This window comes from Burkholderia sp. Bmkn7 (assembly GCF_041103175.1).
Classification (GTDB): domain Bacteria; phylum Pseudomonadota; class Gammaproteobacteria; order Burkholderiales; family Burkholderiaceae; genus Burkholderia; species Burkholderia cepacia.
On sequence record NZ_JBGCUH010000002.1, the window covers coordinates 1,875,737 to 1,899,112 of the forward strand.

General features: G+C 65.9%; 17 protein-coding genes. 6 read left to right on the forward strand and 11 right to left on the reverse strand.

Annotation, left to right across the window (positions count from 1 at the left end):
- The first annotated feature begins 61 nt into the window (after positions 1-61).
- From AB3K92_RS14350 to AB3K92_RS14360, 3 genes are all read left to right on the forward strand, one after another.
- Entirely contained in the window at positions 62-1,489 is a 1,428-nt protein-coding gene (locus tag AB3K92_RS14350) for an O-antigen ligase (RefSeq protein WP_244113403.1), read from the forward strand.
- On the forward strand, positions 1,486-2,838 hold the full coding sequence (locus AB3K92_RS14355) for a cellulase family glycosylhydrolase (protein ID WP_369465308.1): 1,353 nt from the start codon (positions 1,486-1,488) through the stop codon (positions 2,836-2,838). The genes AB3K92_RS14350 and AB3K92_RS14355 overlap by 4 nt, the downstream gene beginning before the upstream one ends.
- A 102-nt stretch (positions 2,839-2,940) precedes the next feature.
- On the forward strand, positions 2,941-5,133 hold the full coding sequence (locus AB3K92_RS14360) for a GNVR domain-containing protein (RefSeq protein ID WP_369465309.1): 2,193 nt from the start codon (positions 2,941-2,943) through the stop codon (positions 5,131-5,133).
- 261 nt (positions 5,134-5,394) lie between these two features.
- Here the strand turns inward: AB3K92_RS14360 and AB3K92_RS14365 are convergent, their stop codons facing one another.
- The 5 genes from AB3K92_RS14365 to AB3K92_RS14385 form a co-directional block, all read right to left on the reverse strand.
- A complete protein-coding gene (locus AB3K92_RS14365; RefSeq protein ID WP_111997552.1) occupies positions 5,395-6,483 on the reverse strand; it encodes a glycosyltransferase family 1 protein in 1,089 nt (362 codons plus the stop codon).
- 173 nt (positions 6,484-6,656) lie between these two features.
- The gene (locus AB3K92_RS14370; RefSeq protein ID WP_042975056.1) at positions 6,657-7,805 is read right to left on the reverse strand and encodes a glycosyltransferase; all 1,149 of its coding nucleotides are present in this window, start codon (positions 7,803-7,805) and stop codon (positions 6,657-6,659) included.
- A gap of 380 nt (positions 7,806-8,185) precedes the next feature.
- Positions 8,186-9,757 carry a mannose-1-phosphate guanylyltransferase/mannose-6-phosphate isomerase gene (locus AB3K92_RS14375; RefSeq protein ID WP_021159467.1) on the reverse strand — a complete coding sequence of 524 codons (1,572 nt, stop codon included), beginning with the start codon at positions 9,755-9,757 and terminating at the stop codon, positions 8,186-8,188.
- Positions 9,754-10,338, reverse strand: a complete 585-nt coding sequence (locus tag AB3K92_RS14380; RefSeq protein WP_021159466.1) for a GNAT family N-acetyltransferase — start codon at positions 10,336-10,338, stop codon at positions 9,754-9,756. The genes AB3K92_RS14375 and AB3K92_RS14380 overlap by 4 nt, the downstream gene beginning before the upstream one ends.
- The gene (locus AB3K92_RS14385) at positions 10,319-10,654 is read right to left on the reverse strand and encodes a hypothetical protein (protein WP_155630114.1); all 336 of its coding nucleotides are present in this window, start codon (positions 10,652-10,654) and stop codon (positions 10,319-10,321) included. The genes AB3K92_RS14380 and AB3K92_RS14385 overlap by 20 nt, the downstream gene beginning before the upstream one ends.
- A gap of 1,149 nt (positions 10,655-11,803) precedes the next feature.
- Between AB3K92_RS14385 and AB3K92_RS14390 the strand changes: the two genes are divergently transcribed.
- The gene (locus tag AB3K92_RS14390) at positions 11,804-13,195 is read left to right on the forward strand and encodes a sigma-54 dependent transcriptional regulator (RefSeq protein WP_042975033.1); all 1,392 of its coding nucleotides are present in this window, start codon (positions 11,804-11,806) and stop codon (positions 13,193-13,195) included.
- Between the two features lie 45 nt (positions 13,196-13,240).
- Here AB3K92_RS14390 and AB3K92_RS14395 read toward each other — a convergent pair whose 3' ends face one another.
- The 6 genes from AB3K92_RS14395 to AB3K92_RS14420 all read right to left on the reverse strand — a co-directional run bounded on the left by AB3K92_RS14395 (position 13,241) and on the right by AB3K92_RS14420 (position 20,163).
- Entirely contained in the window at positions 13,241-15,721 is a 2,481-nt protein-coding gene (locus AB3K92_RS14395) for a glycoside hydrolase family 2 protein (protein WP_369465310.1), read from the reverse strand.
- Positions 15,718-16,776: a DUF1839 family protein gene (locus tag AB3K92_RS14400; RefSeq protein ID WP_048021943.1), complete on the reverse strand. Its 1,059-nt coding sequence runs from the start codon at positions 16,774-16,776 to the stop codon at positions 15,718-15,720. Before AB3K92_RS14400 ends, AB3K92_RS14395 begins: the two co-directional genes overlap by 4 nt.
- Positions 16,773-17,747, reverse strand: a complete 975-nt coding sequence (locus AB3K92_RS14405; protein WP_021159461.1) for an amino acid--[acyl-carrier-protein] ligase — start codon at positions 17,745-17,747, stop codon at positions 16,773-16,775. Before AB3K92_RS14405 ends, AB3K92_RS14400 begins: the two co-directional genes overlap by 4 nt.
- On the reverse strand, positions 17,744-18,940 hold the full coding sequence (locus AB3K92_RS14410; RefSeq protein ID WP_021159460.1) for an acyl-CoA dehydrogenase family protein: 1,197 nt from the start codon (positions 18,938-18,940) through the stop codon (positions 17,744-17,746). Before AB3K92_RS14410 ends, AB3K92_RS14405 begins: the two co-directional genes overlap by 4 nt.
- The gene (locus tag AB3K92_RS14415; protein WP_006490451.1) at positions 18,937-19,188 is read right to left on the reverse strand and encodes an acyl carrier protein; all 252 of its coding nucleotides are present in this window, start codon (positions 19,186-19,188) and stop codon (positions 18,937-18,939) included. The genes AB3K92_RS14410 and AB3K92_RS14415 overlap by 4 nt, the downstream gene beginning before the upstream one ends.
- Before the next feature lie 192 nt (positions 19,189-19,380).
- A complete protein-coding gene (locus AB3K92_RS14420; protein ID WP_175850445.1) occupies positions 19,381-20,163 on the reverse strand; it encodes a Crp/Fnr family transcriptional regulator in 783 nt (260 codons plus the stop codon).
- A gap of 924 nt (positions 20,164-21,087) precedes the next feature.
- Between AB3K92_RS14420 and AB3K92_RS14425 the strand changes: the two genes are divergently transcribed.
- Together AB3K92_RS14425 and AB3K92_RS14430 are read left to right on the forward strand one after the other, a co-directional pair.
- Entirely contained in the window at positions 21,088-21,870 is a 783-nt protein-coding gene (locus AB3K92_RS14425) for a Crp/Fnr family transcriptional regulator (protein ID WP_021159458.1), read from the forward strand.
- Positions 21,871-21,902: 32 nt separating this feature from the next.
- The gene (locus tag AB3K92_RS14430; protein ID WP_257250598.1) at positions 21,903-23,288 is read left to right on the forward strand and encodes an undecaprenyl-phosphate glucose phosphotransferase; all 1,386 of its coding nucleotides are present in this window, start codon (positions 21,903-21,905) and stop codon (positions 23,286-23,288) included.
- Positions 23,289-23,376: the final 88 nt, after the last annotated feature.

Sequence of the window (23,376 nt, forward strand, 5' to 3'; positions counted from 1 at the left end):
ACGACGCAGGGGGCAGGATCGTGGCGAGATCCGGTCGCGCCGCAGGCACGGAAAGTGTGAGGTGTCGAACGTTTCGCCGGATTGCGCCCGCCTATACTGGCCTGACATGAGCGCAGGCCGGCGACGCTTCGCCGCGCCTGATCGGCGCGATTCGCACGGGGCGGCTTGCGCGAACCGTGTCGCGTGCCACGCCTTCGCGTCGCTCCGCTCGAAAACAGGTGTATCCAGCATCATGAACGGAAACCGATCGATTAACCGGCTCTGGGCCGCCACTTTCATGATCGCGATCGCGAGCGAGGTCTTTTCCGGCGCGATTCGCTATTACACGTCGCTCGCCGGCATTTCGATGCTTGGTTATCTGCCCAAGGCGATGATGGTCGGCTGCATCGTGCTTGGCCTCGCGATTCGACCGCGTATCGATATGCTGCTCGTCGGAAGTTACCTGGCCGTACAACTGTGCGTTTCGCTCGCGAACGGCGTCAGTCTCGTCGCCGCGTGTTTCTGGGTCTGGACGGTCGCGCCGTTGCTGTTCGTGCTTCTCATGCCGCCCGGCACGCTTGACATGCTCGAGTCGAATTCGATCCGGTTCGCGTTCGTCGTGTTGACGACGGCATGCTGCGCCGGCGTCATGCTCAACGGGTTGGTGCACCTGCCGTGGGTGGGCGGGAGCATCGACGTCGACGGCGTCAATGTGCAGCTTGCTTCGTCCAATTACGTCGGTACCGTTCCGCGCCTTCCCGGTTTCGGTAGAAGCAGCGCGACGACCGGCCTCGTGATCGGCTTGCTGACCACGTGGCTCGTCCCGCGCCTGCGCCATGCGATGGCGGTCGTGGTGCTGCTCGCCATGTCGGCGGCCGCCATCTGGGCCACGACCAACAAGACGACACTCATTGCACTCTCGCTCGTATTGCTCTGTTTCGTCACGCTGAAAACGACAGGCCTGAGGCGCGCCTGTATCGTCCTGACCGCACTGGTGATCGTATTGCCTGTCGCGGGATGGGTGATCGCCGCGACGACCAACGTCGGTGTTCCCGATACGGGATCGCTCGCTTCGATGCAGGACCGGTTGTTGAACACCTGGCCGAAGCTGCTCGACGGCATGGCGAGCGCAAACCTGCTCTGGTTCGGTGTCGGGCCCGGCGGCTTCGGTTCGGCGACGGCGTACTATACGGCCGATTTCGGTTTCAATACCGGCTACTCCGATAATGCGGCGCTCTATGTCGTCGCGAATCTCGGTGTGGTGGGAGCCGTGCTCGTCATGCTCGTATTCGCACAGCGCGTGCTTGCAAGTCGTGCCGACGACCCGCGCGCATGGCTGATGCTGCTCTTCGTGCTGTTGAGCGGCGTGACGACCGACATCTTCGAAGCGCTTGGCTGTCTGCTTTTTACGGGCATTGCGATTCGCACGCTGACCATGCATGCCGGCCGCGAGTGTCTGACCGGTCGCGACGCGCCGGAGCGTGCGGTGAACTGGGCGGGCAGTCAATGAGCACGGCCGTTCATTCTGCACGCGCAAGGCGCTGGGCGAGGTGGTTCGCAAGCGCGCTGCTCTGGGTCGTCGTCATATCGACCGCGTCGAATTCCGCTGGCTCGGACGAACCGGCTGTCGTCCTGCCGAACGCGACACAGATGACGGCGCTGCCGTTCGTCGCCCTCCCGCGCTTTTTCGACACGCGCGCGAATTCGGGCGTAGCGATTCACGAGATCGACGATCCGGCGCTGCTCGACGCGGTACGAGATGCCGGATTCTCGTTCGTCCGTACCGACCTGTTCTGGGATTCGGTGGAAACACCGAGAGGCTGGGATTTCTCGCGCTACGATGCACTCGTCGCCAACCTGCGCGCGCGCCGGTTGGGGGCGCTGTTCATCCTCGGCTACGGACATCCGCGATACGCGCCCAAGCAGCCGCCGACGTCGCCCGCACAGATCGACGCATTCGCCGAGTATGCGACCCAGGCAGCGAGGCACTATCGCGATCAGCCCGTACGCTTCGAAGTCTGGAATGAGCAGGATCACAAGGACTACTGGCTCGCGTCGCCTTCGCCGGCCGCGTACCGAAACCTGCTGGAAGCGACCGTCCGGGCGGTCAAGGCCGCGAATCCGGATGCAGTCGTTGCGACGGGGGGCGTTCAGCAGGTGGACATGACCTTCATCCGTGCGGTCGGCGATATCGGCAGCGCATCGCAGCCCGCACCCGACGCGGTCAGCGTGCATCCGTATCGGCAGAATGCGCCGGAGACCGCGCTGGGCGACTATGCCGCGCTCGCGCGCGATCTCGCCACCTATCGCACGGTTCCCGCGATCTGGGCCACCGAGTGGTCGTATCCGACCTATGCATACAAGTACGTGTCGCACACGCGTGACGGTCACGATCCGGTTGCGCGTGAACGCCAGGCGCGCTACGCGGTGCGGCGCCTGCTGGTCGACTGGATCGCGCAGATCGGGCTCACCGCTTACTACGACATGCGCAACGATGGTCGCGATCCGAAGAACGTGGAGCACAACTTCGGCTTGCTGGACGCCGACAACACGCCGCTGCCGGCGTACGTCGCGGTTCGCCATCTGTTCTCGTTTACCGCGAACGCCCGCGCCGCACGACTGTTTCTCGATCCGGTCCGCCGCTTCGCCGTCCTGCAATTGCGTGCCGAAGGCGTCGTGAAATACGTGGTCTGGTGTTATGGAAACGACAAAGCGGTCGACGTCGACCTGTCGCAATTGCCCGTTGCCGGTACGTTCGCATCCGACCTTTATGGAGCGTCGCTCGACATCACGGGGCGTCGGCTGACACTACGCGAAGAGCAGGGCCCGGTGTTCATCGTCTCGGCGACTGGCCGATAGCCGGCAAGCAGGATCGAAAACGGTCGCCTCATTCAGAAAACAAACATGATATCCAACGCACGAAACATCCAGCCCCCGCAGCGGGCACCGGACGAATCCGGGATGACGCAGCTTTGGCAAGCCGTCAAGCAGCATCGCCGCCTGTTCTTCGCAACGATCGGCGTCACGTTCGTCGCGGGCGTGCTGTACGCGCTACTGGCCACGCCACAGTATCGCGCCGAAGCACTGCTGCGCGTCCAGACCAAACCCGGTTCGTCGATCAGTTCGCTCTCGGACGTTTCCGGAACGATCGCAGCATCGCCGTCTGCCTCCGACGAAAGCGAGATGCTGATTTCGCGCGCAGTCATCGACAGCGCAATCGATGCGACCGGTGCCGATCTGGATATCCGCAATGCAAGCCGGTTTCCGGTGATCGGCTCATTCGTTGCGTCGCGCTTCGATGCGGACGACACGCTCGCGCCGGCGCCGCTCGGGCTGACCGGTTACGCGTGGGGCGGCGAGCGGCTCGACATCGGTGAATTCTCGATTCCTGCGAACGCGCTTGGCGATCGATTCAGGATCGTCGCGGACGACGCGAACACCTGGACGCTCCAGGACGACGACAACCGTACGCTTGCGCACGGCAAGGTTGGTGAAACGGTGCCGTTCCGGCTGCCCGGCGAAAGTACGGCCGGCCGGTTGCGCGTCGACGTGCTGCGCGCGCGTCCGGGTATCGCATTCACGGTGCGCAAGCAGCCGGAGCCGCTCGTATACGAAAACGTATCGAAGCATCTGAAGACGGTCGTGCCGAACCGCGACTCGACCCTTGAGTCGCCTTCGATGATTCGGCTCAGCTACCAGGCGGATAGCGCGCGGGAAGCGAAGAACATGGTCAACGCGATCGTGCAGCAGTATCTGCAGCGTGATCTCGCGTTTCGAACCGATCGTGCGCGACGCAATCTCGACTCGCTGCGCCAGCGGCTGCCGGTCCTGAAGCAGGACTTGCAGAAGGCCGAGGACGATCTGAACCGGTACCGGACGCAGAACGGTGCGATCGACGTCGATCAGCAAGGCGCCGCGCTGATCACCCGCCTCAACACGCTGGCAGAACACCAGACCGCGTTACAGATCTCGCTGGACGACGTCAGACAGCGCTTTCTGCCAAAGAGCTTCCAGTACCAGACCGTGCAATCGCAGCTTGACCAGGTGAAGCGCGAGATCCGTGACACGAGCGCAACGGCGGCCAGGTTGCCCACGACGCAGCGCGAATTCGTGCGGTTGTCACGCCAGGTGACGATCGCGACGCAGCTCTACACGAGTGTGCTGACCAACGCGCAGCAGCTCGAGCTCACCATTTCCAGCGCGTCGCCGGGCGTGACGGCCGTCGACTGGGCGGTTGCGCCGTTCCGTCCGGTCTGGCCCAAGCGGGGCATCGTCGTGCTTGGCGCACTGCTGGCTGGCGTGTTCCTTGCACTGACGGGCGTGCATCTGCTGTCGCTGTACCGGCGTGAACTGCATTCACCGGCCGCGCTGGCGAGGTTGACCGATAGCCCCTGTCTCGCGATCGTGGCGTCGTCGCCGGCATTGGCAGCGCTGCCCGGCGGGCCGCGCCCGACCGCGTTGCCGTTGGCCGCGGCACATCCCGACGATGCGGGGATCGAATCCGTGCGTGCATTGCGAGCGAGCCTGAAGGCCGCGCTCGCGACGCATGGCGATGACAGCGAGCGTGGCAAGGTCCTGCTGCTCACGGGGGTGACGGCGGGCGTCGGCTGCAGTTTCGTGTCGTCGAATCTGGCGTATCTGTTGGCGGGAACGACCGCAAGCGTGCTGCTGATCAACGCCGACTTGCGTGTTTCGTCGATGGCCGGGGGGCCGGGCCTCGCGCAGGTGCTCGACGGCTCGGTGTCGCCCGATACCGTGACGCTGCCCGTCGCGGGCAGCCACCTGTCGATCATGCCGGCAGGTGCTCCGGTCAAGACGTCACCCGGCGAGTTGCTGGAAGGATCCGGTTTCATGACACTCATCCTGGCGATGCGCGAGCAATACGACTTCGTCGTCATCGACGGGCCGCCGCTGCTGCCGAACAACGATGCGCTCGGCATCGTCGGCGTGAAGTGCGACGCGCACGTCCTTGTGTCGCGCAGCGGCATGACACGCGCGGCCGACGTCGAGACCGCGTTGTCGCGGTTGCGGAGCATCGGTGGCGATATCACGGGGTACGTGTTCAATACATACACGGGATCGACCCGGCCGGTCGTCGAACGCGTGCGCACGCGTGGTTTTCCGGTTCCCTCGACCGAGCGCCAGCGCGTGTAATGTCGGACCCCCGGTGTCGCGGATTCTTGTTGCGGCACCGGTGTAGCGGGGGGAGGCTGGCGTTGCAACGCCGTATGGCTGATGCCGTTTGCCACGGTCGATAACGGCATCGTAGGGGCGTTGGCCCACGCGGACGAGTGCTTGCGGGCTTGCGGCGGGCGCTTGTTCGCCATGAACGTCGAAGCGATGCGGATTTGATCCGGCTCGACTCGCGCCGGCGCCAGTCCGTTCGCGTGCGCTCGACGATGCGCGTCGGCTGCCTTAAAGTCTGTCGAATATCCGGGTCATGATTTCGGCGCTCTTGCTCCAGCTGTATTGCCTGGCGTGAATGGATCCCCGGTGTTTCAGATCCTCCCGGAGTTCGGCGGAGTCGAGCAGATTGCGCAGTTTTTCCGCAATGTCGTTCGACGAGTAGGGGTCGCAATAGAGTGCGGCATCGGCGCAGACTTCAGGCAATGCCGCCGATCGTCCCACCAGGGTCGGGCAACCGTATCGCATCGCCTCGAGGGGCGGTATGCCGAACCCCTCGTAGATCGACGGATAAAGGAAGCAGGCCGCATGCTGATACAGCGCCTTCAGCTTTTCGTCGCTGATGTACCCGGCGTACTTGATGTTCGGTTCGGGCGCGGAGATATCGTCCTGCGTGCCGAACACGGCGGCATTGCGCATGCCGACGATGACGAGATCCACCGATGGGTCGTCGATTTGACGAAACGCCTCGATCAGCCGTCGGAAGTTCTTGGTGGGGTTCATGCTGCTGACCGCCAACACGAACCGGCCCGGCGTGAGCGCGTGCTCGTTCAATACGCTCGGGTCGGGTTTCAGTGCGTCGAGATGGTCTGCACCCAGTGGCACGACGCTGATCTTGTCGGTTGAAACACCACAGTGGTGCGCCAGGCGATCGCGCGAGAAGCTGGAGTTGGTCAATACGCAAACGGAAGTGCGCGCCAAAATCCAGAACATGATCCGATACCATGCCCGGAATGGGCGGGAGAAGTGCGCGGGGGTGTCGAACACCGCGGCATCGTGCATATAGATGATCTGGTTGCCAAGGAAAATGGAACCGGAATTGCTCAGGTTGACGATGCGGTCGCGGCGTGCAAAAAGCGGAAGGACCAGTTGTTCCCAGATCACGCCCTTGGCGAAACCGACCTTGACCGTCTTCGTGCCGCTCACCACGGTGTCGGTATGCGGGGGAACCAGGAGCGTGACGGAATCTTGCGGCTGCGTCCGGACAAGTGCAGAGATCAACTCGCGCGCGACGCGTTGTACCCCTGTCGTTTTCTGAGTGGCGAAACGACCGTTGTAGACGAGTTTCCGGGGTTTCCTGGGTTCTTTGGGGTTGCTCATGTCAAATCCGGTGAAATCGAGGCGCAGCCGGGCGCGTGCGCATCATGCTGAACAGCGGCGTCGGTATCGCGTTCATGGCGCGCATCGGTTCGATTGCTGAAGGCCGAGCGAGCAATATGACGAGTGCATTGCTGTCGGGGCCGACGCGCACGGTTCCCGACGTCTGCAAACCGTCAAGCCTTGACGTGCTCCGGCGCGGCATGCTCGAAATACCGGGTATCAGCGCGACGCGGGTGCACATTCAACCCGTAAAGGGAATGCCACTGCCTGAAGATGGAATTCATCGAGAACCGATGGAGCGCGAACTTTCGGGCCGATTCCCCCATTTGTTCCCGGAGCTGCCGGTCGTCGCGGAGCAGGGCGACATACCGCACCATCTCGTCGACACTTGACGCGACGTATCCGGTTACGCCGTGAATGACCACGTCGCGGTTGCCGACGACGTCCGTCACCACGGCGGGCAGGCCGGCCACCTGGGCTTCGATCAGCGCCACCGGCATGCCTTCCCATCGGGAGGTCTGGACGTAGATGTCCAGCCCGGACGTCAGCTCGAGTGCGCGCGAACGCGTCACCCAGCCGCTGCAGACGATTGCCCGACTGTCACGGGGATCCGGAATTTCGCCTGCGTCACCGCCAATCCAGAGAAACTCGACGTCGGAGTCGTGCAGTTCGGATGCCAGTTGCACGAAGGCTTGATGATTTTTCTGGAACGACGCGCGACCGCTCATTCCGATCGCAATCTTGCGATCGTCACGCGCACGGCGCGAAGGAATCTCGGCGACGTTGACGCCGTTCTCCACCAGCACTGCCGATTTCGCCCGAATTCTTCCCTTGACCTCCCTGAGCTCGCTGTCCGAGCAGGCGACAATGGTTCCGCCGAGGAGGGCTGCCGCTCGCTCGAAACTCAGGTAGGCGAACTGTTTCGCGCGGGAAACATCGCAGCGCAAAAACGAGAGACCATGCGGGGAATAGAGCACCTTTGCGGCAGGCGCGGCAATTCTTGCAGCGGCCCGCCCCAGTACACCGGCCTTCGACGAATGAAGATGGATCACCGTCGGACGGCATTCGCGCAGGCATTGGACCAGCGCGCGCAAACCGATCAGGTCGTTCCTGACACTGACTTCGCGAGCCATGCCGACGTGGACGAGTTTGACGTCGGGCCGGAAGAGCGTCTGGAAATCGGCCGGCGTTTCGGGACGAATGGAATGCAAAACGGTCACATCGACACCCGTTGCCGCTGCGTGATTGGCGAGATGGACGAGCATCGAAAGCACGCCCCCGCCAAACGCTTCGACAATATGAACGATTCTTTGGGTGGTCATCTTCTGGCCTGCCTGTTCGACCGGATACTGCGCAGTCGACCGCAAAATCGAATATCTGACGGGCCGCCACGTCGACGGCATTCAATTCGGTTGATGGAATACATCAAAAAGATATGTATAACTAAGTGACGGGATGTAATGGAACCGGTCTTTCCTTATCCGTTCCGCGTCGCTCAGGCGCGCGATATGTCGACTTTGCCGCGGGCTCGATCCGATCGATCGAGTGCCGACATGGCGAGAGCGCGAAACGCCACGTGTCTGAAGCATTGTGCTACGCACGCACGACGTGCTGGGTGCGATGCCTTACATTGGGCGAGCGAAGCGTGAGTGGCCGCGCATCGGTTTTCTACGCACGCGGTGGCGTGGTCGACACATGCTTGTCAAGCGACGTCCGGTGCAGCCGTCGGAACGTGCGTTTTCTGTGACGCAACCGGGGCCGATTGCGCCGCCCGTGCCTCGACCGCCCGCCCATACTGATCGTCGAACCGAACGATATCGTCCTCGCCGAGATAATCGCCCGATTGCACTTCGATGATTTCGAGCGGAATCCGGCCGGGATTCTCGAGGCGATGCACTTCGCCGACCGCGATGTACGTCGACTCGTTCTCGCACAGCAGGAACGTCTCGCTGCCTCGCGTCACCTTCGCGGTGCCGCGCACGACGATCCAGTGCTCGGCGCGGTGATAGTGCATCTGCAGCGACAGCCGCTTGCCAGGCTCGACGACGATCCGCTTCACCTGGAAGCGCTGGCCGAGATCGATCGAATCGTAGTGCCCCCACGGCCGCTGCACCTTGCGGTGCTCGCGCGCCTGCGGGCGCCGGTCGGTCTTCAGGCGCTCGACGATGTTCTTCACGCGCTGCACGTCATGCTTGTTCGCGACCAGCACGGCATCGGGCGTCTCGATCACGACGACGTCCTTCATCCCGACGCACGCGATCAGGCGGCCCTCCGAACGCACGAGGCTGTCCTGCGTGTCCTCGAACACGATCGGGCCGCGCGCGACGTTGCCGTGATCGTCCTTCGGCATGATTTCCCAGATCGCATCCCAGGTACCGACATCCGACCAGCCGGCCGCGAGCGGCACCACGATGCCTTCGATGCCGAGTTCGCCGTGCTCCGCGAGCCGTTCCATCACCGCGTAGTCGATCGAGTCCGACGGGCACGTGTCGAAGGCCGCCGCATCGATCCGGAAGAACGGATCCTCGGGAATGCCCGCGCGCCACGCGGTTTCGCAGGCCGCATGGATGTCCGGTGCGAGTGCGCCGATCGCCTTCAGCCAGACCGATGCGCGCGTTACGTAAATCCCGCTGTTCCACCAGTAATCGCCGGATTGCAGGTAGCGTTCGGCCAGCGTCGCATCGGGTTTTTCGACGAAGCGCCCGATCGCGTAGCCGCCCTGGCCACCGTGGCGGCCCGTGCGCGGCTCGCCGACCTGGATGTAGCCGTAGCCCGTCTCCGCGCGTCGGGGCAGCACGCCGAGCGTGACGATCGCCCCTTCCTGCGCGTAGCGCGCCGCGCGCGCGATCGCGTCCTGGAACGCGCCGACGTCGGTGATCACGTGATCGGCGGGCATCACCGCGAGCACGGGATCGTCCGCGAGCTGGCTCGCGTCGAGCGCCGCAAGCGTCAGCGCGGGCGCGGTGTTGCGCGCGGCCGGTTCGAGCAGGATGCGGGCCGGCGCCGCGCGACCGACCACCTGCGCGGCACTCATGATGCGATGCTGTTCGCCGCAGACCAGCAGCAACGTGTCGCCGAGCGACGCGTTCGCGATGCCGTTCAGGCGGCGCGCCGTCGCCGACAGCGGCGATTCGTTCGAAATCAGCTCGATCAACTGCTTCGGATACTGCTCGCGGGACAGCGGCCACAGCCGGGTGCCGGAGCCGCCGGCGAGAATCACCGGCAGGATGCGCGGCAGGTCGGGATCGGGAACCGGGCGAAGGGTGCGGGTCATCGATTGGCTCCGGTGTCGGCGGGCAGCCGGTTGTGTGTACGGCTGTCGGCACGTGCGTCGTCGTCGCGCGACCGGTGTGCCGAAACGACCCGCTGCAGCAGGCCGCGCAGCGCGCCTGCCGCGCGGTCGCTGGGCCGCACCAGGCCGACGAACGGCGCACCCTGTTCGAGATACGGGCCGTAGGCCTTGCGGAATCCGAAACGCTTGTAGAACGCCTGGCGCGGTGCCGGGACGTGCGTGCGCACCGCGGCGTCGGGCCACGCCGCCTGCGCGGCGGTGAGGGCGCGCCCGATCAGCTGCTCGAGCGTCGCGTCGTCGCGTCGGCGCTCGCTCGTCAGCACCTTGTCGATCACGGCGTCCGGGTCGATGTCGTCGCCGGGCAGGATGCGTGCATAGGCCGCGACTTCCATCGTGTCGCCGTCGCGTACGGTCGCATAGACATGCAGCGCACCGGCGTCCTTGCCGTCGATGTCGAGATGCGTGTGCGCGTCCTCGACCACCAGCACGGCGTTGCGCGCGCGCAGGATTGCGTAGAGATCGACGGCGCCCAGATGTTCGAATTCACAACAATGCCATTCCATGATGCTGTCCTCGCGTGATGCCTTCGGCACGCCGTGCCGCGCGGACGCGATCGTTCCGTGCGGTGCGGCGATTCTCATCATCCGGGTGCGCCGTGCGCCGGTCTGTTCGAAAGCGTACTCTCGCTCCGGATTCGCGCGGCCGGCGCGGCACGCATAGCTCGGCCTGCCGCGCGAGCGCCGAAAAGTGCGGTAGCACACACCGCGGCGGCCCGTGCTTTTCCATAATTGACCCATCGTCGCGGCCCGCCTCGATGCGCGGCCAGCCAACATCGAACGTCAATAAAGAACCGGGGCAGGACTTGAAGATTTCGAGCATTCACGACGGGGCGATCGTGCATGGCGGTGCCGGGCACACGCTCGCGGTCGGCTGCATCGCATGGGCAGACCGTGTCGAGCCTCGTCGAATTCCTTCCGGGTCGTGCGCGCCCGCGCGGCACACGCGTCCCTCATCCCCACGCCATTGTCTGCACGCACGCGCCACCGCGGCGATGCGTCGGCGCCTCGGCCGGCGATCAGGCGGTCTGGCGTGGCCGATTACGACAACGGGCGGCCCGCATCCTTACAGACGGATCGCAGGACACGGGCGTGACGCGACCGGGCGTCGCCATGCTGCACTGCGGGGGGCGGCGGTCGGCACGATCGGCATCGCGTCTGGCCGCGACGATTCGCCGGAGGACGACCGGCGTGCGCGGCGAGCGTTTCGCCGTGTGCCGGCACCGCGGAACGGGATGCACGACGCGGCCTGGTTGATTACGGCATGTAACGAACAAGTGCGGGACAAGTGCCGGACAAGAGCAGGACCAGTGCGGGACGAGCAGGCCGCATGCGGTCGCGATACGATGCGGCCTGCCGGCGGTGGGCCCGATTATGTGGAAAATGAAATGCGGTGCCGACCTTTCAGGGGGATTTCGATGGATATCACATGCAATCGACCGCCCCCATCTTGCGGAAAAGTAGTATTTGCCACTGATTGACTGGAATGCTCGTAGATAATCAAATCTCAGTGAACAAACACGCGCGGTGCGGTGCGACAGGTCGCGTAACCGGTTGATTCAGGATTATCTTTTGGTAACACGACCATCTCGAAACGGGGTGTAAATTCAGATGCGGATGAAATGCGGCGGTCATTCCGGAAGCGGGTTGGCAGCCATCCGGTTCGGCATCGGGCGCCACTGTCGTGTACGACGTGACGCACATGCCGGCGGCATTCCCGTCTGCCGACGCGCTCCGCCTTGACGGCGGGTCGCTTCAAAGCGGGAACGTCGTGGCTCCCGCAGCCGCGCGTTCCCTTCGAGTTGGATGACAACGAGGCCGGATGACATCCGGCTCGACCTCCGGGGGTTCTCGCCGTGTGCAGTTTCGATCTTCGCCAAAGCTGCGGAAACGCAGCGCGGAAAGGCGGCCATGCGCCGCCGGCCGCAGCGCACGCGAACGGTTCGCGGAGTGGAGAAAGTGATGGTTCGTTATGAATATGCCAATAACGCGCGATAAGAGCGCCGGCGCGGGGAGTGGTAACGGGCAGCGTCCGCTGATTTACTGGACGCAGTCGCCGTCCGTCATGCTGCGAAAGGAACTGTCGCGACGCGACTGGAAAGTGTCGATCGTCGCGCAGGCGAGCGAGCTGCGCGACACATCCGGCGAGATCACCTGCGGCATCCTCGACCTGAGCGGCGGCCACGCCGACGCGATCGGCAGCATTGCGTCGACCTGCGCGTCGATGCGCGACGTCGTCTGGGTCGCGCTCGTCGACGTCGGCCAGACGGCGTCGCCGAACGTGCGCGCGCTGTTGCGCGACTATTGCTTCGATTACGTCACGTTGCCGGCGTCGCACCAGCGGATCGCCGATACGGTCGGCCATGCGTACGGCATGGAATGCCTGTTCGCGCGCGATCGCGAACGGCTCGAATCCGAAGAGAAAGGCATCGTCGGCACCTGCAGCGCGATGCTGCGACTGTTCGATACGGTGCGGCGCTTCGCGCGCACGGACGCACCGGTGTTCGTGTTCGGCGAAACGGGAACCGGCAAGGAGTTGACGGCCGTCGCGATCCATCGCCATTCGGAGCGCCGCAACGGCCCGTTCGTCGCGGTCAACTGCGGCGCCATTCCGCCCCATCTGCTGCAATCCGAGCTGTTCGGCTACGAACGCGGCGCGTTTACCGGCGCGAACGCGCGCAAGATCGGTTATGTCGAAGCGGCGAACGGCGGCACGCTGCTACTCGACGAGATCGGCGACCTGCCGCACGAGAGCCAGGCAAGCTTGCTGCGCTTTCTGCAGGAGCGTGCAATCCATCGCCTTGGCGGCAGCGATCCGGTGCCGGTCGATGTCCGGATCGTGTCGGCGACGCACGTCGACCTGCGCGACGCGATGGCGGAGGGGCGCTTCCGGGCCGACCTGTTCCACCGGCTGTGCGTGATGCGCATCGACCAGCCGCCGCTGCGCGCGCGCGGCAAGGACATCGAGCTGCTCGCGCATCACATGCTCGAACGCTTCCGCGGCGACGCGCGCCATCGCGTACGCGGCTTCTCGACGGATGCGATCACGGCACTGTACAAGCACGACTGGCCCGGCAACGTTCGCGAACTGATCAACCGCGTGCGCCGCGCGGTCGTGATGACGGAAGGCCGCCTGATCACCGCGCAGGATCTCGAGCTCGAATACTGTCTCGATGCGGCGTCGCCGTCGGTGGCCGACATCCGCAAGTCGATCGAGCGCGAGGCAATCGAAACAGCGCTGCTGCGCACGCGCGGGCGCGTCGCGGCTTCGGCGCGCGAGCTCGGGGTGTCGCGCGCGACGCTGTACCGCTGGATGGAGGCATACGGGATCGAGCGTCCGCGCGGGACGGGCTCGTCCGACTGAGATTCGACCGGGGCGCTCGCGGCGTGCGCAGCCGCGAGCGCCGCGTCAACCGGCCTGCGTGGCGCGCACCGCGCGCGCGGCATTCACGGCGCGGATTTCCACGGCCGGCGGTTCATCCGCGGCCCCATTCTTCCCGGCTGTTCCAAGTGGAACGAGCACCACGCGCGCCGGCGTGCCGGGCGCGAGATGGAACCAGTCGTCGCGCGGCACGAATCCCGGCGCATCGATTTGCACATGGCGTGCGACGTGCCGTGTATCGATGTCGACGTGCCACGTGTCGCCGGTGCGCGACACACACGCCTCCAGCCCGAGTTCGCGGCGCGCCAGCACCGCCGGATGCGTACGGGACGGGAAATGGAATGCCTGCGACAGCAGGGTGCCATCGTCGCCGCGCAGGGTCGCGACGACGGTGTCGTGTTCGCAGGGCCCGAAGCGGTACGCGTAGGTCCAGTCGAAGAAACGGCCGAGCAGCTCGGCCGAACCGATCCGCACGGTGTCGTGCGCGGCGATCCGAACCGGGCAGCCGGCCCGTGCAACCGCCGTGCGGCCGTCGCGCAACGCGACCAGTTCGAGCGCCGCCGACAGCGGCGCGGGGCGCTCGTTGACGACATGCACGTCGAGCCCGTTCAGGCCTTCGTCGACGAGCAGCACCTGTACGGGTTGCAGCACCTGGCGCAGCGCGTGCCACGCCGATTTCGGCCGGTGCGCGGCGTCGATTACCCCCCAGCCGGCGCCCGGCATCACGTCCTGGAACTGCCAGATGAGCGCGCCGGCGCAGCGCGAGCCGGTGCGCCGCCATTCGGAAAACGTCTCGCGCATCAGGTCGGCGACCACCGCGCGCGACAGTTCGAAGTAGCGCGCCGGATCCTCGCGCCGCAGCCGGTCGGGCACGACGTCGTACAGCGTCTGCAGATAGTGGTCGCGAATGTCCTCGAAATCCCAAGACGTGCCGGGGTCGCGCGGCACGGCGGCTTTCCAGCGCGGCTCGTGCACGCCGGGCCAGCCGAGCTCGGCGAGCGTCGCGTCGCATGGCACGTTCGAGAACGCGAGGCATTCGCTCGCGAAGCGCACGTCCGCGCGGCGCGCGTCATCGAGCGGGCGCAGGTAGGCACCGACACCGTAATAGTGCGACACGCGTTCGCGCGGCATGAACGGCAGCACGCCGCCGTCGGGCGAATCGGGCACGTACGGGACGTCGGGCCGGCATGCGGCCGCATGGCCGGCCAGCCGGTCGGCGGTCAGCTCGAGGAAGCGCTGCTTCGGCCCGAGCCCGGACATCGCGGCCTGCTGCGCGATCTCGCTGCCGCCGCACAGGACGGCAAGCGACGGCGATGCGCCGTGACGCGAGAGGAACTGTCGGGCTTCGCGATCGACGTTGGCCGCGAACGCGGGATCGTCGAGCGCGTAGTCGAAGTTCGCGAACATGAAATCCTGCCAGACCAGCAGCCCGAGCCGGTCGCACCACGCGTGAAAGGCGTCGGCTTCGTAGGTCATCGTGCCGCCGACGCGGATCATGTTGAAGCCGGCGTCGCGCGCGAGCCCGAGCAGGCGGGCGTAGGTGGCGTCGTCCGCGTGCAGCGCGAGCGGCGCGGCACTGCTCCAGCACGCGCCGCGCGCGAACACGGGCACGCCGTTGACGCGCAGCCCGAAGCCCTTGCCGTCGGCACCGGGGTCGACGTCGATCGTGCGGAAGCCCGTCGCGCCGAGCGGTCGACGTTCGTCGCCGATATGCAGCGCAATGTCGTACAGCACCGGCTCGCCGTGCGTATGCGGCCACCAGCGGCACACGTTGGGCACCGCGACGCTTGCGCGCAGGCGGTCGGGGCCCGCACGTTCGAGCGTGGCGTGGTGCTGGCCGCACGACAGCCGTGCCGCGAGCGCGTCGGGCAGCGGCGCGGCGAACGTCAGGTCCGCGTCGAGCCAGCCGGTGTCGCCTTCGATGCGCGCGTGCAGGTTGCAATCGGCGAGCACGGGCCCGTCGGCCGGATCGAGCACGTCCACGGGCCGCCACGGGCCGGTCGGCACATGCGGCGGAAACCAGCCGGGCATGTGCCCGAACAGCGACGTGCGGCTCGTGCGCAGGGCCGCCGGCTCCGCGAGGCGCGTGCGCCAGCGCGCGCGGCGCGGCGCGCGCGCGTCGCGCAGGTGCGGGGCGAGCGCGCGGAAACAGAGGGTCAGCCGGTGCGACCCGTCGAGCGACACGGGCACGTCGTGCGCGACGAACATGCTGTCGGAGCGGAGGATCGGCGTGTCGTCGAGCCACGCCTGAGCGAGCGTCGCGAGGCCGTGAAAGCGCAGTACGCGCGGCCCGTGTCCGCGCAGTTCGATCCGGTACCAGTGGTCGCGCTCGTCGAGCGATACGGCTTCGTCGAGCCGGCCGGCGAGCGCGAGCGACTGGGCCACGGTACCGGGCACGGCCGCCGGAATCCAGCCGTTGCCGGCGGCCGGGAGATCGCGCGGTTCCCGTGCGGCCCCCGCGGCCGTCGCCAGCATCGACCACGCGGGTTGGGCGCGCGTGCGCGTCACCGCATGACCGGCACGGGTGCCGCCGCGTCGCTGTGCACGGGCGTCATGTGCCGCAGCGGCAAGGCGATCTGCCGTGCGCATGCGACCACGTCCGCGTAGGCGGCCTCGATCGCTTCGAGCGTCGAATCGCCGCGTTCCTCCTTGCCGCGCGCGCAGGCGCGCGCGAGCCGGAATTCCAGCACCATCGCCTCGGACGCGATGCGGTCGCACGCGGCGCGGATCTCGGCGAACGGCCCGACGCAGCCGCTGGCCTGCAGCCAGCGCGCGTAATGGCCGAACAGCTCGAAGTTCGCGCCGAGCTGCCGCACCGAGTTGAACGAGTACGCATGAAAGCGCTCGAGCGGCGAATCGGCGAGCGTCCGCGCGTCGGTCTGCAATTGCCGCCGGAACGCGGCGATCGGGTCGACCACCGGCAGGCGCCGCAGGTGGCGCTGCAGCGCGGCGAGCGACGTCTCGCACAGCGTGCGCTCGTCGAGCGGCGCAAACCGCCGTTTCGCGCATTCGACATAGGGTGGCAGCGTCATCGGCGAGCTGCCGCCGACGAGCCCGTCGTAGTCGAAATCCTCGGCCACGTAATAACCGCTGTTATGGAAGTAGCCGATCTGGCGATTCGCGCGGTCGATCGCATCGACGCCGATCGTCGTCTTCGTGTGCTGCGTGCGGTAGCTGCTGCCGCGCGTATCGGGCAGGAACCACGCGTCGACTTCGACGATCATCAGGTGACCGCGCGCGACCTGCGTCTCGATGTGGCGGTCGAGCGGTTCGTAGATCGAGTGCTCCTGCACGACGATGCCGTACAGCCGCTCCAGTTCGTCGTGCGGAAACTTGAAGAACGTGAACTGGTCGCCCTCGAAATCGAGCGCGATCGTAAACGGCAGCGCCGCGTACGGATTGAAGCCCCACCACCGGAGCACTTCGAGCCACATGTCGACGTAGCAGTTGGTCTGCTTCCAGACCATCTCCTGGCTGTGCAGCGGATGCGGCCGGTAGTGGCGCGCACGGTGGCGCACATCCTCGAACGACGCGTCTTCGCCGTCGCGGGACACGAATCTCATCGCGTGCCCCACAGCACGTCGCGGACTTCACGCGGCCATGCATCGATGTCGAAGCCGTGGTGGCGGAACAGCGCGAGCGTGAGCCGTTCGAGGCCGAAGCCGACGCAGCCCGTGTGCGCGACCTCGTCCGTCGCGGTACGGATGTTCCACAGCAGCCCGAAATGGTCCATGTGGTAATTGAAGCTCAGGCAGGCGGTCTGGCGATCGTCATGCTCGATCGGGATCAGCAGCTCGAACTTCAGGTTCTGCTCGCGCTGGCTGTTCGCGACGATCTTGCCGCCGCGCCCGAAGAACGGGTCGTTCGCGAGGTCGATCGCGTTGGGCAGGCGCAGCGCCTCGATCATTCGCGTGCCGCGCTCGATCCAGGTCTCGCGGAACGAGACGATCTGCTCGGGCGTGCCGATCCGCACGTATTCGCGCATCCGGAACAGCTGCATGCGGGTCGGATCGAGCGACGGCTCGTGGCGGAAGCAGTACGAGAATACGTCGACGATCCGGCCGTCGGCCGGCAGCGCGCCCGCGCGTGCGACGACAGGGTAGACGGGGTAGCACGCGGCCGGCGTCATCACGACGTAGGTCGGCTTCTGGTTTTCGGTCCAGTCGTCGCCGCGATCGAGACACTGCAACAGGCGCTGGTGCTGATGCTCGTCGCCGCAGAACGCGTGCACGCTGCCCGCGAGCTGCGGGAAGCTCTTCATGTATTCGCTGCGCTCGAACTCGATGCGGCTCATGGCCGGCGGGAAGCGCAGCACTTCGGCCTGCTGGTCGGCGCCGATGCGCGTGACGAACGCGTCGAGCGCTTCCACGACGCGCTCGAACCGTTCGCTGCGGCCGAACAGGCCCTGGATGCCGGTCGAGACCAGCAGGCCCGCGTCGATCAGTTCGTCGCGCAGCGGGTTGACGCCCGCGCGGTCGAGCGGTGCGTCGGCGGGAGCGGAGGCGGCGGAGGGCACGGCAAGGCGATCGTTCACGTATGTTTCTCCAGCGTCGCAGGACGCAGCGCGAGCAGCAGGTTCGAGGTATTGGTGGCAATGCGGTCGTTGCTGATCATCAGCGGCGCCGCATGCAGGTCGCGAATGTGGCGGCCGATGCTGAACGGCGTGCCTTGCTTGTAGCCGGCCATCCCGCAGATCATCATGGCCTGGTGCGCGACTTCCAGCGCGGTCGTCGACACGTAGGTCTTCAGCGTGTTGATCTCGGCGGCCCAGGCCATCCCGGCCGACCACGAGCGCGCGGTCGCATTCGCATGAAGGCGCAGCACGTTGTCGACGCGGGCCTGCATCGCCTGCATCAGCGCGAGCGATTCGGCGATGCGTCGCGACGCGGGCGACGGTGCGCCGTCGGTCTGGCGTGCCTGTGCGCGGAAGAACTGGTGCGCGCGATGGAACGCATCGCCGGCCACGCCGATCCAGACCGCGGCCCACAGGATGTGCGACACCGGCACCATCGTTTCCTCGGCGATCTTCGCGAACGGCACCGGCAGGCACTGGACGGCGGCGCCTTGCGCGTCGAGCTCGAAACCGTTGCTGCAGGTGCCGCGCATCCCGAGCGTGTCCCATTCGCCGCGGCGCGTGAGCGTGTAGCCGTCGCGCAGCAGCGTGACGAGTACCTGCTCGGAAGCCGGGGCGTCCGCATCGCGTCGTGCGGTCGCGAGGATGCCGTCCGCATAGTCGCCGTACGAGATCGTCGGCGCGGATTTGCGCAGCCGGAACTCGCCGCCGTCGGTTTCGAGCGCGCACTGGCTCGCGCGCAGGTTGCCGCCGACGCCGTTTTCCGACGTAGCCGATGCGAGCAGCCACTGGTGGCGCACGAGTTGCTGCAGGAACAGCTTGTGCCAGCCCTGGTCGACCGCGTGGTCGACGATGCAGGCGACCTGGATCTGGTGCATCGCGAACACCATGGCCGACGACGCGCAGGCCTGGCCGAGAATCGAGCAGGCCGACGCGATGTCCGCCAGCGACGCGCCAGCGCCGCCGAGATGGGTCGGCACCATTGCGCCGAGCAGGCGGCGCGCGCGCATCGCCTCGATCGCCTCGACGGGGCAGCGCGCGTCCCGGTCGACCGCGTCCGCGTGCTGCGCGGCGATCTGTGCGACGGCATGCGCGGCCTCGTCGAGCCGATGCGCATCGCTGTCGGTCGCGAGTTCGGGAAGCAGCGCGCTCATGCGGAATGCTCGGTGCGTTGCAGCGTGGCGATCGTGTCCGCGAGTGCGTCGATGCTGCGGAACAGGTTGCGGTTCAGCATCTCGTCGGGAATCTCGATGTTGAATTGCTTCTCGATCGCGAGCATCAGCTGGATCGTGTCGAGCGACGAGAGGCCCGCTTCGTAGAGGTCGTCCCCGTCGCCGATCGAATCGATCGCGGCTTCGAGGTGGGCGACGTGCTTCAGGATGGTTCTGATTTCGTTTTTCACGTGCTGCTCCGGCGTGCGTGGTGTCGTCCGCTCGGGGCAGACGCGGCATACGCGCTGACGTCCCCCCGGCAGTCCGGCATCAGTAGACCATTGGCAGGCACGGCGTTCTGTTCGCCACCCTACAAACCGCTAACCCTGCTTATCGAGGAAGCGCAGCGCCGAAGCGCCGCGCGGGCGGGTGGGGCCGGCGGGTCAGGCGCGCGAAGCGGCCGGCACACCCGAGTCGGCCGACAGGATGCGCTTCATTTCGTCACGCACGATCGCGCGGCAGCCGCACGACATTTTCTCGAGACCGTCGAGGTCTGCGAGCTCGATCGAACTCCGGTATTGCCGGATCAGGCCCAGCTTCTGGATCTCGCCGGCGGCATCGGTGACCGTTTCGCGCCGCACGCCGAGCATCTGCGCCAGCATGCTGTGCGTCACCTGGATCTCGATGCTGCGGGTCCGGTCGTACGCGAGCAGGAACCATCTGCATAACTGATGTTTGAGCACGTGATGACGGCTGCAGAACGTGATCTGCGAGACCTGCGCCATCAGCAGCCGCACGCAGACGAACACGAGATGGCGAATGACCGGCGACGCGTCGAACGCGGCGGCGAACACGCGCCGGTCGAGCCGGTAGACGAACCCGTCGCGGCAGGCCACGGCCCGGCAGGGCATCCGGCCGCTGCCGCCGATCACGTCGTCGCATGCGACGCTCTCGCTGCCGATCTCCGCGACTTCCAGCGTCATGCCGCCGGACGACACGTACTGCAGCGAAATCGCGGTCGTGACGGGCAGGTAGACCGCGGCGAGCATTTCGCCGGGCTCGCAGAGCACTTGCCCCGATTTCAGGTGGACGAGTTGAAGGTGGGGGACGAATGTCGCGAGATCGTCGCGGTCGACGGCCGCGAGAAACCGGTTCGCATCGAAGCTGTGGGACAGCTCGATCATCCCGTTCGCGTACGCGACGGTGTCAGGGGCCTGGTGAGTCACGGCGCATCCTCGTAGGGTGGCGGTCGCGCGTCGTCTCGGCGATACCCCGAAAATAGGGAATTCGCACGATCGTGCGGACTTGTGTTCGTCAGAAATGGAGTGACGATACTCGCGAAAAGGCTAACACGCCATTGAATTCGATCAATTGCACATTGCGTCATTTCACAAAGTTTGACGATTTTTGGCGGGCGGGAATGTTATCCGGATTTAATGATTCGTTTTAGCGGAATTAATCATCCGGAAATCGAATGGGACGTTCGGCATTCATTCGATGTCGAACGGGAATCAATCGAACGGTGCCGTGCTGCGTGCGAAGAAAGTCCCGGTCGGACATTGAACATTCTTTGACAATTAAAGGGTTGTCGCGAAAATATCAATAAAAATCAATGTGATGCGAGAGAAGTGTGCGTCAGGTGACAGAGCCGGAAATTAGTGTGTCGATTCAAATTTGAGACAGTTTCAAACAGCCGTGCGAGGCATGGTGCCGCAGCGAAGTGCTGCCGGGCACATCACGGAAACAATTGAAAATCGACTGTAAGTATATGAGCGACAAGCCTGGGAGCCGCGCCGTGTCTGTCTCGGTTCGATGCAGGGGAAATGATCAGTCAAATCGCTCGCGGTGTCCGGCGCCCGGAAGAGTGTCCGGAAATGAGACGCTTTTTTTGGTTTTGGGCCGGTAATTCGGGCGATCTAAATCGGGCGTGATTCATATATTAAGGATGGGCATGGTTTGGCACGTAAATCGCTTATTCGGGCTGGCGTGTCGAAACGGGACGGCCGATTCGATCCGGCGGCAACAAAGCCGACGGTCGGTCGGAATCAGGGTTGTGGGCCGCAACCACTGCCGGCGTCCGGGCGCGCATCGCGATAACGAGTTCCGTGCCCGCGGCTGCAGGCGGCGCGGACGATAAAAGGGATACAGACATGCTTCATCTTCACTCGAGCTACTCGGCGAATGCCATCCTCGATGCCCTCCCGGAGGACAGCATCCGCAACATCGCACCGCATCTCGAACTGGTCAGGATCAAGGCCGGGATGCTCGAGCGGGTCGGCGAACCGATGCGCCACGTGCATTTCCCGACGACGTCGATGATGTCGGTGCAGCACCTGATGGAAGACGGTGCGATGGTCGAGGTGGCGCAGGTCGGCCGCGAGGGAGTGGTCGGTCTGGCGACGCTGGTCGGTGGCGCCGCGGCGTCGCACCGGGTCGAGGTCCGCATCGGCGGGATGGCCTATCGTGTGCCGAGCTGCGTGATGCGCGCCGAATTCGAGCGGTCGCCGGCGACCTACCGGCTGCTGCTCAGCTACTGCCAGGCAGCGATGGCGCAGATCTCGCGCGGCGCGCTGTGCAACCGGCATCACTCGGTCAGCGAGCAGCTCAGCCGCTGGCTGCTGCTCGCGCACGACCGCATCGACGGCGACGAACTGGCGGTCACGCAGCAGACGATCGCGAACATGCTCGGCGTGCGGCGCGAAGGCGTGACGGAAGCGGCCGGCAACCTGCAGGAATCCGGGCTGATCCGGCAGCGCCGCGGCCGCATCACGGTGCTCGACCGCGACGGCCTCGAACATCACGCATGTGAATGCTACGACCTGATTCGCGCCGACTATCGCAGGTTGCTCGGCACGCGCGGGACGGCAAGGCCGACACCCGTTCGGCCCCGCATGCCGGACGAGCGTCGCGGGTTCCCCGCACATGGTGCGTGACGATGCACCCGAGGTTCGGTGGAACGAATGCGATGCGGCGTGCCGCGATCGCAGCGGCCGACGCCGTGCTCGTGCTGGCCGGCGCGCTCGCGGCGCAGGCGGCCTCGGGCCTCGCGTGGCGCGCGCTGTCCGACGCGCAGCGCGGCGCGATCGCGCTGCTGTGCGTGCTGACCGTGGCGTTGCTGCCGCGCTACCTGCGCGCCGCGCGCGGCAGCGTGGCGCCGCAAGGCGGCACGCATGCGCTGACGCAGACGATCGTGGCGCTCGTCTGCGCGAGCGTGCTGACGGTGGCGGCCGCGATGTGGATCATGAACCGAGGCGGCACGATCACGACACGCTGGATCGCGCGCACGGTGCTGGCCGGCGACGCGGCGCTGCTGCTCGGCCGTGCCGCGCTGCTGGCGCTGGCACTGACGCGCGACGACCCGCGCGCGCGGCAGCGCCGCGTCGCGGTGGTCGGTGCGACGGCGTACGGGCGTGTCGCGGTCGAGCGGATGCAGCTCGCGCCGCAGGGGCCTTTCGTGGCGGCGTGCGTATTCGATGACGACGCACCGGCTGCCGCCGGCGGCATCGGCGGCGTGCCGGTGATCGACGACTGGAACGCACTGCGCGACCTGATTCGCGGTGGCGAGATCGACGAGGTATGGCTCACGCTGCCGATGTCGCACGAGTGGCGGATCCAGCGCATCGTCCGCGAGTTGCGCGACGAGTTCGTGGAATTGCGGCTGCTGCCCGACGTGCGGCAGATGGCGATGGTCGATCGCTCGGCGACCGACGTGCTCGGCATGCCGGCGATCAATCTCGCGACCACGCCGCGTTCGGCGCCGGAGCTGTGGGCGAAGTTCGCGTTCGACCGGCTGTTCGCATTCGGTGTGCTGATTCCGCTGCTGCCGCTGTTGTCGATGCTGGCGATCGCGGTCAAGCTGTCGTCGCCGGGGCCCGTGCTGTTCAGGCAGCGCCGCAAGGGCGTCGACGGCCGGGAGTTCGATATCCTGAAGTTCCGGACGATGCGCGTGCATCGCGCACAACCGGGCGTCGTGCGGCAGGCGTCGCGCAACGATGCGCGCATCACGCGCGTCGGCGCGTTCCTGCGGCGCACGTCGCTCGACGAACTGCCGCAGTTCTTCAACGTGCTGTTCGGGCAGATGTCCGTCGTCGGCCCGCGTCCGCACGCGATCGAACACGACGACCTTTACCGGCAACTGATCGACTGCTACATGTACCGCTACCGCGTGCGGCCCGGCATCACCGGATGGGCACAGGTGAACGGCTATCGCGGTGAGACGCGCAAGGTCGAGGCGATGGAGGCGCGCGTCAAGTTCGACCTGTTCTACATGCAGAACTGGAGCTTCTGGTTCGACATGAAGATCATCCTGCTGACGGTCGTGCGCGGTTTTATCGGGCGGAATGCCTTTTGAGGATTGCGAATCGTCCGGTGAGGTAAATCACGCCGGCAAATCCGTCGGTGGATCGATGTCGAACCGAAGGACAGACGCGATCGTGCGG